The following is a 13,329-nucleotide window of genomic DNA, read 5'->3' on the forward strand; positions in this document are numbered from 1 at the left end:
TGTCAGACGTTGCTGGTCGCGCGTACTTCCGCCAGGCTGGTGATGCCTTGCAGAACCTTCTCGATACCGTCTTGCCGCAGCGTGCGCATGCCTTCGATCATGGCGGTTTGCAGCAGCTCTTCGGCGCGTGCGCTGGTCTGGATCAGGCGGCGCAGGCCGCGTGAGACGACCATCAGCTCGTGCAGTCCAGCTCGGCCCCGCGTGCCGGTCTGGCCGCAGTGTTCGCAGCCGGGGCTGTGGTGCATGCGCAGCTGGCCTTGCACGCCGAAGCGCTCGACCCACTCGGCGCGCACGGTGTCGCGGCTGAAGAGGGGGTTGCCGGGCGGGCACACGTGCAGGTAGTCGTCGAGCAGTTCGTTGACTTCGTCGTCGGTCGCGAGGCGCGACTGGCGGCAGTGGTTGCAGAGGCGGCGCACCAGGCGCTGCGCCAGCACGCACAGCAGCGAGTCGGCAAAGTTGAAGGGGTCGAGGCCCATGTCGATAAGCCGCGTGACGGTCTCGGGCGCGCTGTTGGTGTGCAGCGTGCTCAGCACCAGGTGGCCGGTGAGCGAGGCTTCGATGCCCATCTGCGCGGTCTCTTCGTCGCGCATTTCGCCGACCATGATCACGTCGGGGTCCGCGCGCAGGAAGGCGCGCAGCGCTTTCGCAAACGTCCACTCGATCTTCGGGTTCACCTGCACCTGGCGCAGGCCGGGCTGGGTGATTTCGACCGGGTCTTCGGCTGTCCAGATCTTGCGCTCAGGCACGTTGATGTGGCTCAGCGCCGAGTGCAGCGTCGTCGTCTTGCCCGAACCGGTGGGACCCACGCACAGCACCAGGCCGTAGGGCCGTTCCATCGCCTCTTTCAGGCTCTTGAGGTTGTAGGGTGACAGGCCGAGGTTGTCGACCGGGATGGGCTTGGCCGAGGCCAGGATCCGCATCACCACGTCTTCGAGGTTGTTGTTGGTGGGGATGGTTGCCACGCGCAGTTCGATCTTGTGCTGCGGCGAAAACTTGGCGAAATTGATCTTGCCGTCCTGCGGTTTGCGGCGCTCCGAGATGTCGAGGTCGCACATGATCTTGATGCGGGCGATCAGCGCGTTGCGGTAGTTCGGCGGCAGCTCCAGGTGGGTGCGCAGCACGCCGTCCTTGCGGAAGCGCACCTTGATCTTGTCGCGCCCCGGGTAGCTCTCGACGTGGATGTCCGACACGCCGTCCTTGTGCGCGTCGATGATCATGTTGTTGATCAGTTTGACCAGCGAGTTGTCGGACTGCTCGATCTGCCGATCGTCTTCGGGGAAGGCGTCGTCGTGTTCCTTCTCTAGTGTCTCGACCAGCTTGTCGGTGTCGTGCAGCACGAAGGGGATCGGCTCGGCTGCATTGGAGGCAGAAAAGCGGAGTACGCTCGCGGCGCCGATCTTGTCGTAGGTCTTGAAGAGCGCGTCTTCCATGCTGGGGCTTTGGGACAGCACCGGCACGCATTTCATCTGCGTGATGAACTCGATCTCGTCGACGGTGGCGCGGCGGCGCACCGGGTCGTCCAACGCGATGACGAGGCGGCCCTCGCGGATCATCAGCGGCATCACCAGCACGCGCACCGCCACCGAGTACGGCAGCTTGCGCAACGCGTCTTCTTCGACCGGGAAGGCGTCGACGTCGACCAGCGGGTAGCCCATCTTGCGGGCCAGCGCGGTCTGCAGGTCTTCGCGCGAGACGAGGCTCATCTTGACCAGCAGTTCGCCCAGCGGCACGCTGCGGTCGTTCTGCTGCTGGCTCAGTGCGTCTTGCAATTGCTCATCGGTCACCAGGCCCAGCGAGGTCAGCGCTTCGCCGATGCGCACCATTGGCATGCGCGCCTGCTTTTCGATGGCTGCCAGCAGCTGATCGGCTGTCACCACCTGTCTCAGCACCAGGATGTCACCCAGCTTCTGATCGCGCATCTGCTTCTGCACGATGGCGGCTTGCTCGACTTGCGCGGGCGTGGCCATGTTCTGCTCCACCAGCAACTCGCCGATGCGCGGGCCGATCTCGTACGACTTGTAGCCGCTGCGCGGCACGAACAGCCGCTGCACGGCGCCCTTGTCGTCGACCGGCGGAAAGAGGAAGAGCCCGTGGGCGTTCTCGACATGGCCGACGGTGCTGCCGTCCATCTGCGAGCCATCGGGCAGGATCACGCGAAAGCTGCTTTGTGGGCGCTGCTCCAGCATCAACGCATGCTTCTCATGCGTCAGCAAGGTGGTGCTGACGGGCTTGAGCGGCTCCATGACGCGCAGCGAGCGGAACTGGCTGAAGCGCAGCGGCATCGTGGTACGTGCAGGTGGCACTTGCACGTGCGCGACGAGGTCGTCCGGCACGAAGAAGATGAGCCTGCCGGCGACAGCCTTGCCGTTGATGCCGACGAATTCACAGCCCTGTGCCTGGTGCTGTTCCAGCGCGTCGGGGTAGGCGGCGAAGGGAGGAGTCGGCCAGCGAAACGCAGCATGGCGGGTTTTCTCCGCAGCGGCAGGCGGCAGGGTGGCCGGCGGGTCGCTGGCGAAGTCCATGTTCACGAAATCGGAGAGGTCGGACATGTTGTTTTCGCGGGGGACCTGCTGGCGCCCAGGCGATGGCAAAGCGCGGACATTTTCCGCTCGGCCATGGTAGGGAGCGTGCGCTTGTGTGAAGCGGCGAAATGGGAGGGTTTGGCGGGGCAGTTCGCGCCTGCGCCTTGCTGGAGGCCTTCCCCCGACTCGATTCAGCCCCTCATCTGCATCGGCAGGAAGGTCACGATCTGCGGGAAGACATACAGCAACGTCGCCATCAACACCATCAGCAGGAAGAACGGAAGTGCCGTTCGTGCGATGTAGCTGATCTCGCGCCCCGTCATGCCTTGCAGCACGAAGAGGTTGAAGCCCACCGGCGGGGTGATCTGCGCCATCTCGACGACGATGACGATGAAGATGCCGAACCACAGCGGGTCGATGCCGGCCTTCTGCACCGTGGGCAGGATGACGCCCATCGTCAGCACGACCATCGAGATGCCGTCGAGAAAGCAACCCAGGATCACGTAGAAGATGGTGAGGGCGATGACGAGCTGAAACTTCGACAAGCCCATGCCGCCGATCCATTCGGCAAGGTGGCGTGGCAGCCCGATGTAGCCCATGGCCAGCGTGAGGAACGCGGCCCCGGCAAGGATCAACGCGATCATGCAGTACAGCCGTGTGCCGCCGAGCAGCGATTCCTTGAACGTGCTCCAGCTCATCGAGCCCTGCACGGTTGAGAGGATCAGCGAACCCAGCACACCCAGGCCTGCTGCTTCGGTGGCAGTGGCGATGCCGCTGTAGATCGACCCCAGCACTGCAGCGATCAGAAGCACCACCGGGATCAGGCTGCGCGAGGCGTCGAGCTTGGCTCGCAGCGACATCGGCGGGTCGGCCGGCGGAATCTGCTCCGGGTGGCGCAGCGACCAGATGGCGATGTAGCCGGAGAAAATCACCGCCAGCAAGATGCCTGGCAGAACGCCACCAATGAAGAGCTGCGAGATCGACACGTCCGCCGAGACGCCGTAGACGATCATGATGATCGAGGGCGGAATCAGCAGCCCCAGCGTGCCGGCTCCGGCCAGCGAGCCGACCGACATGGCCTCGGGGTAACCGCGGCGCGTGAGTTCCGGCAAGCTCATCTTGCCGATGGTGGCGCAGGTGGCAGCGCTCGAACCCGACACGGCCGCAAAGATCGCGCAGCCGACGACATTGGTGTGCAGCAGGCGGCCCGGCAGCCGCTGCATCCACGGCGCAAGGCCGCGAAACATGTCCTGGCTGAGCCGTGTGCGAAAGAGAATCTCGCCCATCCAGATGAAGAGCGGCAAGGCGGTGAGCGTCCAACTCGAGGCCGAGCCCCAGATGGTGACGGCCATGGCATCACCGGCCGGCCGGGAGCTGAACAGCTGCATGCCGATCCAGGCCACGCCCGAGAGCGTGAGGCCGATCCACACGCCGCTGCCGAGAATGAGAAAGAGCGATGCGATCAGCAGCGCGGTGATCAGCAGGTCACTCATTGCGCAGGGGCTCTTCGCTTTGCACGACCGCGCGGCGGCCGACGATTTCGAGCACCAGCTCGTCGATGAAGGCGATGGCCAGGATCACCGTGCCCGCTGCCATCGAGAGCTGCGGAATCCACAGCGGCGTGGCGTCGTTGCCGGTGGAGATGTCGTGGAACGCATACGACTGCCAAGCCAGCTTGCAGCTGTAGCCCGCAAACAGGACCGCCAGCGCGGCCGCAGCCGCAAGCGCCCAGATCTCGAAGCCGCGCTTCCAGCGGGGCGTGAGTGCGCTGATCAGCAAGGTCACGCGGATGTGCTCGCCACGCTTGAGCGTGTGGGCTAGCGCCAGGAAGCCGGCCGCTGCCATCAGAAAGCCGGCGTAGCTGTCGGTGCCTGCCACGTTGAACTGCAGCTGCCGGCTCACGATGGAAAGCAGCACCATGCCGAGCAAACCGACCATGCACAGCGCTGCCAAGGCGGCAGCGCCGTCATACAGGCCATCGAGCGCGCGGCGAAGGGGAGTTGGCGGCAAGGCGTTGGCGACCGCCATCACATCTTCTTGTAGGCGTCGACCACCGCCTGGCCCTCGGGGCCGGCTTTCTGCAGCCACTCTTGCAGCATGGTGTCGCCCACCTTCTTCATGTCGGCCTTCAGCGCGGGGGAGGGCGGCACGATGTTCATGCCGTTCTTCTTCAGCAGCTCAAGGTACTCGGTGTTCTTGGCACGGGACGTGGCCCAGCCGCGCGTCTCGGCATCGGCACCGGCCTTGAGCAGCGCCGCCTGCGTGGGCTTGTCGAGCGCGTCGAAGGCGGCCTTGTTGACCAGCACCGCGTTCTTCGGCAGCCATGCTTGGGTGTCGTTGAAGTACTTGAGGTACTCGTAGGTCTTGGTGTCGAAGCCGGTGGAGCCCGACGACATGTATGACTCGATCACGCCGGTGGCCATGGCTTGCGACAACTCGGCCTGCTGCACCGTGACGGGCTGTGCGCCCAGCAGCTCGGCGATGCGCGAGGTGGCCGGGCTGTAGGCGCGCCACTTGATGCCTTTGAGGTCGGCCGCCGAGTTGATGGGCTTCTTGCTGAAGATGCCTTGCGGCGGCCAGGCCACTGCGTACAGCAGCATCAGGCCCTGCTCGGCGAGCTTCTTCTCGAGCACCGGCTTCTGCGCCTTGTAGAGCTTGGCCGATTCGTCATAGCTGTCGGCCAGGAAGGGCAGGCCGTCGGCACCGAAGATCTGCCATTCGTTCTGGTAGTTCACCAGCAGGATCTCGCCGATCTGCGCCTGGCCGCCTTGCACCGCGCGCTTGATCTCGGGCGCCTTGAACAGTGAGGCGTTGGCATGCACCGTGATCTTGAGCTTGCCGCCGCTGGCCTTGTCGACGTCGGCCGCAAACTGCGTGAGGTTCTCGGTGTGGAAGTTGCTGGCAGGATAGGCGGCGGGCAAGTCCCACTTGGTCTGGGCCTGGGCGGTGCCCGCGAGGGCCAGGGCTGCAATCAGCATCGAGACATTGAGGCGCATGTGAGATTCTCCGCTTGGGGCAAAGCGCAAGGGTAAGGGGTGAGAGGGTTGGCAGCATTGGGGCTTTTACGACGCCAATCACAAACACTGCTGCGCAACGAGGACCAACTTAGCAAGCCCTGTTCCAAGCCACTCGATCAGATGGGCCACGAATGGGCCGAAGAACGGACCAACGAATGAGCAAACGAATGACGCTGCCATGAACCTCCGATTTGTCGAAGCCTTCTACTGGGTCGTGCAGCTCAAGAGCGTGTCGCGCGCGGCCGAGAAGCTGTTCATCACTCAGTCGGCCATGTCCAGCCGCATCGCGGCGCTCGAAGACGAGCTGGGCGTGCTGCTGCTCGACCGGCGCGACAAGCAGTTCCGCCTCACCGTGGCGGGCATGCGCTTCTTCAGCCACTCGCAGCGCCTGCTGGCCTTGCAGCGAGAGATCCGCGGCGAGATGGGAGCGGGTGCGCGCAAGGTGTCGCTGCGCATCGGCGTCATCGAGTCGGTGTTGCATTCGTGGCTGCTCGAATGGGTGCAGCACACTCGCAAGGCCGACCCCGACTTCGAGCTCGAGCTGTCGGTCGAAACCACGCCGGTGCTGGTCGACCAGGTGAAGCGCGGCGCGCTCGACCTTGCATTCGCCGCCTTGCCGAGTTCGGGCGAAAGCCTGCGCAGCCGCGAGCTGCCGGCGATGGAAATGGCCTTCGTCGGCCACAAGGACATTCACCGCAAGCGGCGCTACACGCTGGCAGAGCTGGCCGCCTACGACATGCTCACCTTCCAGCGCGGCTCGCAGCCGCACGTGGCGCTGATCGACCTCTTCCGCGAGCTGGGCGTGGAGCCGCCGCGCATCCACACCATCTCATCGATCTCGGCCATGGTGCAGCTGGTGGAAGGCGGCTTCGGCGTGGCGACGCTTCCGCTGGCCGCCGTGCAGCGCTTGAGCGACCGTTTGCCGCTCAAGCCGTTGGCCTGCGAGACGCCTCTGCCGCCGCTGCCGGTGCACGCCAGCTACCGTGAAGACCCGACCTCGGTAGTGGCATCGGGTGTGGTCGATGCCATCCTCGATTTCATCGGCGCACCGCGCACTCCCCACAAAGCGGGCCGAAAAGCGTCATCGAAAAAATCGATGAACTAAGCAGAAAATTTCTTGTTTGCCCGAGCGGCAACGACCCCAACACAATGCGGCCAATTCGCAAGACGGTCATTTGAATTGGGGTTTTTGTGCTGACACCAAAAGCGACATCTTCCGCACCCGAACAGGGCGGCATCGCACGGTCCCGTGCAGCCATCCGAAGCGGCGATTTCACCTCGCACACCAGCGGCCTGGCACGCGACCACGTGCAGGGCAACGTCGTGATCCTGCCGAAGGCGCTGGCCGACGACTTCCTTCGGTTCTGCCAGCTCAACCCGAAGCCGTGCCCCGTGCTGGCGGTCTCTCAACCGGGCGACCCGATGCTGCCCAAACTCGGTGCCGACATCGACATCCGCACCGACGTGCCGCGCTACCGCGTGTGGCGCCGCGGCGAGCTGGTCGACGAACCCACCGACCTGCGCGCACTCTGGCGCGACGACCTCGTCACCTTCGTGATCGGCTGTTCGTTCTCGTTCGAGCAGGCCTTGCTCGACTCGGGGCTGTCGCTGCGCCATGTCGACCAGAACCGCAACGTCGCGATGTACCGCACGAACATCGCCACCGAAGCGGCCGGCCCTTTCCACGGGCCGATGGTGGTCTCGATGCGACCGCTGAAAGCGAAGGCGGCGATCCGCGCCATCCAGATCACCTCGCGCTTTCCGGACGTGCATGGCGCACCGGTGCACCTGGGTGACCCGTCGCTGATCGGCATTGCCGACCTCGCCAAGCCCGACTACGGCGATGCGATCGACGTGATGCCCGATGAGCTGCCGGTGTTCTGGGCCTGTGGCGTGACACCGCAAGCTGCCATTGCACAGGCCAAGCCCGACTTCTGCATCACGCATGCGCCCGGCGCCATGTTGATCACCGACTTGCTGAACCACCAGCTCGCGAGTTTCTGAAGCACCCGACCCTTCTGGCTCTCTCAACCTCATCCTCACCGGAGTGAAACATGCAAGCAAGACAGCAGCGTAGAACCGTGATCCAGGCGCTCGGCGCCGCGATGTTGGGCCTGGGGTTTGGCGCGCGAGCGCAAGCTCCGGCCGAGGTGAAGATCGGTGTGATCTACCCGCTCACGGGGCCGGGTGCGGCAGTGGGTGCCGAGCTGCGCAGTTCGCTCGAACTCGCGGCCGACATCATCAACAACGGCGCGCCTGGCATCACCGACCTGCCGTTCTCCGGCGGCAAGGGCCTGCCAGGCTTGAAGGGCGCCAAGATCAAGCTCGTCTTCGCCGACCACCAGGCCAACCCGCAAACAGGTGCCACCGAGGCCGAGCGGCTGATCACGCAGGAGAAGGTGGTTGCGATCGTCGGCTGCTACAACAGTGCAGTGACTGCCACGGCGAGCCAGGTGGCCGAGCGAGCCGGCATCCCCTTCCTGAACCCGGAGTCGTCGTCGGCCTCGCTCACGGCGCGGGGCTTCAAGTGGTTCTTCCGCACCACGCCGCACGATGACCTGTTCGTGCACAACGCCTTCGACTTCCTGCGAGAGCTGGAGGCCAAGAAAGGCATCAAACCCGGCGTCATCGCTACCCTGAACGAGAACGGCCTGTGGGGCACCGAGACGACCAAGCTGCAGGCCAAGCTGGCGCCCGATTTCAAGTACAACCTCGTCAAGCAGGTGCTGTATCCGGCGAAGACGACGCAGCTCACCTCCGAGGTGCAGACGCTGAAGGCTGCGGCGCCGAATCTGGTGCTGCAATCCTCGTACACGGCCGACGCGATCCTGTCGATGAAGACGTACAAGGAGCTCGGCTTCTCGCCCGACATGATCCTGGCCAACAACGCCGGCTTCACCGACACCGACTTCATCAAGACCTTGGGCAAGGACGCCGAGTACGTGATCACCCGCGAGGTGTGGGCGCTCGACCTGGCCAGCCGCAACCCGCTGATCAAGCAGGTCAACGACCTCTTCAACAGCCGCTACAAGATCAACTTCACCGGCAACTCGTCGCGCAGCTTCACCGGCCTGATGGTGATGGCCGACGCCATCAACCGCGCCGGCTCGACGCAGCCCGAAGCCATTCGCACCGCGCTCGCCGCCACCGACATGCCGGGCAGCAAACTGATCATGCCGTGGAAGGGCGTGAAGTTCGACGCGACCGGTCAGAACACGCTGGGCCAGGGCATCTTGGTGCAGATCGTCGACGGCAAATACAACACGGTGTGGCCGTTTGCCATGGCCTCGCGTGAGGTGGTGTGGCCGATGCCGAAGTGGGATCAAAGGAAGTGACACACCCCCGGAGCGGCTGACGCCGCTCCCCCTCGAGGGGGCGACGCCAGCGGCCCGGCAAAGCCGGTTCCGCGGCGTCCGCTTGATCGCTTCCGCTTGGTGCGTCTCTCGCAATCCGAGCCGCTGGAGTAGCTGTATGACGTTCGAAATCCTTCTGCAAACCCTCGCCTCCGGCGTGTTGATCGGCCTGATCTACGCGCTCGTGGCGATCGGCCTCACGATGATCTTCGGGGTCATGGACATCGTGAACTTCGCGCACGGCGAATTCCTGATGCTCGGCATGTACAGCGCCTTCTGGCTCTTCGCGCTGTACGCACTTGACCCGATCCTCACGCTGCCGCTCACGGTGCTGATGCTGTTCGCCTTCGGCATGCTGCTCTACAAGCTGGTGATCAAGCGCATCGTCAACGCACCGATGCTGAGCCAGATCTTCACCACCTTCGGGCTGATGATCCTGATGCGTGGTGTGGCCCAGTTCCTGTGGAAGCCCGACTTCCGCTCGATCGAGAACTCGTGGGTCGCGGGCAGCGTGAAGCTCGCCGGCATCCAGCTCGGCCAGCCGCAGCTGGTGGCGGGTCTCGGGGCGGTCGCCGTCACGATGCTGATCCACGGGTTTCTCACCCGCACCAAGCTCGGCGCGGCACTCGAAGCCACCGCGGCCGACAAGGAGGCCGCGCAGCTGATGGGCATTGACTCGCATCGGATGTTCTCGCTGGCCTGGGGCATCGGCGCGGCCTGCGCCGGTGCGGCGGGTGTGCTGCTGGCGACCTTCTTTCCGATCTTCCCGGAGGTCGGCGCCAACTTCATCCTGATCGCGTTCGTGGTGGTGAACCTCGGCGGCTTCGGCAGCGTGACCGGTGCGTTCTGGGCCGGCATCCTCGTCGGCGTCATCGAGGTGATGGGCGGCTTGCTGCTCGGGCCTGAATACAAGACGGCGGTGGTGCTGGTGCTGTTTCTCGCGGTGTTGATGTTCCGGCCGCAAGGCTTGATGGGGAAAGCATGAAAGTATTGAATACCCTGATCGGGCTCGGCGTGGTGGCGGCATTGCTGCCGTTCACGACCGACAACCCGACGCACCTCAACCTCGCCATCCTGGTGCTGATGGCCGCCCAGCTCGGCGTGGCCTGGAACGTTCTCGGCGGCTATGCCGGCCAGGTGTCGCTCGGGCACGCGGCGTTCTACGGCCTGGGGGCCTACACCTCGACGATGCTGCTGCTCAACTTCGGCATCAACCCCTGGTTCGGCATGCTGCTCGGCGGCGTGGTGTCGGCGCTGCTGAGCCTGGCTTTCGGCTGGTCGTGCTTCCGCATGAAGGGGCATTACTTCGCGATGGCGACCATCGCGGTGGCCGAGATCGTGCAGATCGTCTTCACCAACTGGGACTATGCCGGCAGCGCGGTGGGCCTCACGATCCCGATGACGGAGCGTGGTTGGGGCGCGATGGTGTTCGCTGACAAGGCGCCGTACTACTGGCTCGCGCTCGGCCTTCTGGTGCTAACGCTGCTGGCGAACTGGGCAGTGGAGCGCAGCCACATCGGCTACTACCTGCGCGCCATCAAGGATGAACCCGACGCTGCGCGCAGCATCGGCATCAACATCGCCCGCTACAAGCAGATCGCCTTGTCGCTGAGTGCCTTCTTCACCGCGCTGGGCGGCAGCCTTTACGCGCAGAAGGAGCTCTACATCGACCCGAACTCGGTGCTGAGCACGGCGCTGTCGATCAAGATGGCGCTGGTGGCCATCCTCGGCGGGGTGGGCACGCTGTTCGGGCCAGTCATCGGCTCGGTGGTGCTCACCACCATCGAGGAGCTGACACGCAGCTTCTTCGGCGGCGGCGGGCGCGGCACCGACACCATCATCTACGCGGCGCTGATCATCGGCATCGCGGTGTTCTACCCGAGCGGCGTGATCGGCTGGTTCCGCGAATGGCAGCAACGGCGCAAGACGAAGCAGCGTGCGCCGGCTGAATCGAAGAATGCGCCGGTGCGTGAAGCGGCTGTCGAAGAGGTGGCGCCATGAGCTTGCTTGAACTGCATGGCGTGACCAAGCGCTTCGGTGGATTGACGGCCAACCAAGACGTGTCGTTCAGCGTCGATGCCGGCCAGATCGTCGGCCTCATCGGCCCCAACGGCGCCGGCAAGACCACCGCCTTCAACTGCGTGGCCGGTTTCTACGCGCCGACTTCGGGCCGCATCGAGCTCGACGGCAAGACCATCTCCGGCCTTACGCCGGAAGCCTGTGCCCGCGCAGGAGTCGGCCGCACCTTCCAGGTGGCGCGCACCTTCACCAGCATGACGGCCTGCGAGAACGTGATGGCGGCTGCGCTGCTGCACGAACGCCGCGTGAGCTCTGCCCGCGCCGAGGCGCTGAAGCTGCTGGCCTTTGTCAACCTCGACCACTTTGCCGACAAGCCCGCCGGCAGCATGACCATCAGCGAGCAGCGCCGCCTGGCCGTTGCACGTGCGCTGGCCACTCGGCCGAAACTGCTGTTGATGGACGAGGTGATGGCCGGGCTCAACCCGTCCGAGGTGCGCGAGATGGTGAAGGTGGTGCTCGCCATCCGCGAGCGCGGCATCGCCTGCCTGATCGTCGAGCATGTGCTCGAAGGCATCATGCCCATCGCCGACAAGATCGTGGTGCTCGACCGCGGCATCAAGATCGCAGACGGCACACCCACCGAGGTGTCGCGCAGCCCGGCCGTGATCTCGGCCTACCTGGGAGATGCGTGATGAGCGCCACCCTGCTTGAAGTGAGCAAGCTGCGCGTCAGCTACAGCGGCGTGCTGGCTCTGTCGGACGTCTCTCTCAACGTGCCGGCGGGCAAGATCGTCGCGTTGGTCGGCGGCAACGGCAACGGCAAGTCGACCACCTTGCGCGCCATTGCCGGGCTCAATGCATTGGACTCCGGCAGCATCCGCTTCAACGGCGAGCCGGTGCACGCCTTGCCGGCGCACAAGCGCGTGCCGCTGGGCTTGTCGCTGGTGCCCGAGGGCCGGCGCCTGTTCCCGCGCCTCACGGTGCAACGCAACCTGGAACTCGGCGCCTTCACACGCGACGATGGGCGCGAGGTCGCGGCGAATGTCGACGCGATGTTCGAACTCTTCCCCATCCTGAAGGAGCGGGCGACGCAACTGGCCGGCACCATGAGCGGTGGCGAGCAGCAGATGCTGGCCATCGCGCGCGGCCTGATGGCCAAGCCCAAGCTGCTGATGCTCGACGAGCCCTCATGGGGCATCGCCCCCAAGTTCGTGACCAAGGTGCTGGAGGTGATCCAGCGCGTCAACGAGACCGGCGTCACGGTGCTGCTGGTCGAGCAGAACCTGCACAAGGCGCTGTCGATTGCGCACCACGGCTATGTGATCCAGACCGGCCGCATCGTGATGCAGGGCAGCGGGCACGAACTGGCCAACAACGACGAGGTCAAGAAGGCCTACCTCGGCCTCTGACGCCATGTTGCAAGCCTCGCTCACCCGTCGCGATCTCGCACTGCTGGCCGGCTCGGCCTTCGTGTCGCCGCGATCGCGAGCCGCTGCCGGCACCGCGTGGCGGCTGGCCACCGGCTACCGCAGCGAGTCGTTCCAGACGGTGAACCTGATGACCATGGCGCGCGAGGTGGAGCAGGCGACGCACGGCGAGCTGCGCATCAGCGTCCATCCCAACGGTGAGCTGGGCAAGCTGGGTGAGATTCGCGGGCTGGTGCAAGGTGGTCTGGTCGATGCGGGCGAAACCATCATGAGCAGCCTGGCCGGCGAGATGCCGATCGCCGGTGCCGACTCGGTGCCTTTCATCACCAACTCGTACGACGATGCGCGCCGCATGTGGACGCTGCAGCGGCCGCTGGTCGAGAAGCAGTTCACCGAGCATGGATTGCAGGTGCTGTATGCCGTGCCCTGGCCGCCACAAGGCTTGTATGCCAACAAGCCGATTGCCGGCATCGGCGACCTGCGCGGCAGTCACATGCGCAGCTACAACGCGACCACCGCACGCATCGCGACGCTGGTCGGCGCCGAGCCGGTCGACGTGCCGATGGTCGAGGTGGGCCGCGCTCTCGCCGAGGGCCGCATCGAAAGCATGATCACCTCGGCCGTTACCGGCGTGGAGAATCGCGTCTGGAGCTTCGTGCGCTACTACTACGACATCAACGCCTGGTTCCCCAAGAACATCGTGTTCGCCAACGCGAAGGCCATGCAGACCTTGTCGGCCAGCGCGCGCCAGGCGGTGCTCGCCGCGGCGGCCGATGCCGAAACGCGCGGTTGGGCGGCCAGCGTGTCGGCGGCGGCGAGCTCGGTGGACGAGCTGCGCCGCAATGGCATGAAAGTCGAGCGCGTGTCGCGCGAATTCAGCCTCGACATCCGCCGCCTGGGCGAGCGCTTCTCGCTCGAGTGGGTGCGCCAGGTCGGCCGCGACGCCAACGACGTTTTCATCCCGTATTTCAACCCTCAGCGATAGGCCACCG

Annotated in this window: 12 protein-coding genes; 8 read left to right on the forward strand and 4 right to left on the reverse strand. The window is 65.1% G+C overall.

Annotated features, from left to right (window positions below; genetic code table 11):
- Positions 1–2 precede the first annotated feature (2 nt).
- The 4 genes from AC1DYS_RS17930 to AC1DYS_RS17945 form a co-directional block, all read right to left on the reverse strand.
- Positions 3–2,549 (reverse strand): GspE/PulE family protein, encoded by a 2,547-nt coding sequence (locus AC1DYS_RS17930; protein ID WP_477901544.1) that lies wholly within the window; start codon positions 2,547–2,549, stop codon positions 3–5.
- A 164-nt stretch (positions 2,550–2,713) separates the two neighbouring features.
- Positions 2,714–4,015 (reverse strand): TRAP transporter large permease, encoded by a 1,302-nt coding sequence (locus tag AC1DYS_RS17935; RefSeq protein WP_477901546.1) that lies wholly within the window; start codon positions 4,013–4,015, stop codon positions 2,714–2,716.
- Complete coding sequence (locus AC1DYS_RS17940) at positions 4,008–4,550, reverse strand: TRAP transporter small permease (RefSeq protein WP_477901548.1); 543 nt, start codon at positions 4,548–4,550, stop codon at positions 4,008–4,010. Before AC1DYS_RS17940 ends, AC1DYS_RS17935 begins: the two co-directional genes overlap by 8 nt.
- The gene (locus AC1DYS_RS17945) at positions 4,550–5,518 is read right to left on the reverse strand and encodes a TRAP transporter substrate-binding protein (RefSeq protein ID WP_477901550.1); all 969 of its coding nucleotides are present in this window, start codon (positions 5,516–5,518) and stop codon (positions 4,550–4,552) included. The genes AC1DYS_RS17940 and AC1DYS_RS17945 overlap by 1 nt, the downstream gene beginning before the upstream one ends.
- Before the next feature lie 199 nt (positions 5,519–5,717).
- Here AC1DYS_RS17945 and AC1DYS_RS17950 point away from each other — a divergent pair, with 199 nt between their 5' ends.
- The 8 genes from AC1DYS_RS17950 (at position 5,718) to AC1DYS_RS17985 (ending at position 13,322) form a co-directional block, all read left to right on the forward strand.
- Complete coding sequence (locus tag AC1DYS_RS17950; RefSeq protein WP_477901552.1) at positions 5,718–6,644, forward strand: LysR family transcriptional regulator; 927 nt, start codon at positions 5,718–5,720, stop codon at positions 6,642–6,644.
- 131 nt (positions 6,645–6,775) lie between these two features.
- Complete coding sequence (locus AC1DYS_RS17955; protein ID WP_477901922.1) at positions 6,776–7,543, forward strand: putative hydro-lyase; 768 nt, start codon at positions 6,776–6,778, stop codon at positions 7,541–7,543.
- Between the two features lie 50 nt (positions 7,544–7,593).
- Entirely contained in the window at positions 7,594–8,874 is a 1,281-nt protein-coding gene (locus tag AC1DYS_RS17960; protein WP_477901554.1) for an ABC transporter substrate-binding protein, read from the forward strand.
- 136 nt (positions 8,875–9,010) lie between these two features.
- Positions 9,011–9,877 (forward strand): branched-chain amino acid ABC transporter permease, encoded by an 867-nt coding sequence (locus AC1DYS_RS17965; RefSeq protein WP_477901556.1) that lies wholly within the window; start codon positions 9,011–9,013, stop codon positions 9,875–9,877.
- Positions 9,874–10,893, forward strand: a complete 1,020-nt coding sequence (locus AC1DYS_RS17970; RefSeq protein ID WP_477901558.1) for a branched-chain amino acid ABC transporter permease — start codon at positions 9,874–9,876, stop codon at positions 10,891–10,893. The genes AC1DYS_RS17965 and AC1DYS_RS17970 overlap by 4 nt, the downstream gene beginning before the upstream one ends.
- Positions 10,890–11,603, forward strand: a complete 714-nt coding sequence (locus tag AC1DYS_RS17975) for an ABC transporter ATP-binding protein (RefSeq protein WP_477901560.1) — start codon at positions 10,890–10,892, stop codon at positions 11,601–11,603. The genes AC1DYS_RS17970 and AC1DYS_RS17975 overlap by 4 nt, the downstream gene beginning before the upstream one ends.
- Entirely contained in the window at positions 11,603–12,319 is a 717-nt protein-coding gene (locus AC1DYS_RS17980; RefSeq protein ID WP_477901562.1) for an ABC transporter ATP-binding protein, read from the forward strand. The genes AC1DYS_RS17975 and AC1DYS_RS17980 overlap by 1 nt, the downstream gene beginning before the upstream one ends.
- Before the next feature lie 4 nt (positions 12,320–12,323).
- On the forward strand, positions 12,324–13,322 hold the full coding sequence (locus AC1DYS_RS17985) for a TRAP transporter substrate-binding protein (RefSeq protein WP_477901564.1): 999 nt from the start codon (positions 12,324–12,326) through the stop codon (positions 13,320–13,322).
- The last annotated feature ends 7 nt before the right edge of the window (positions 13,323–13,329 follow it).

The organism is Rhizobacter sp. P2_G4, from assembly GCF_056403575.1.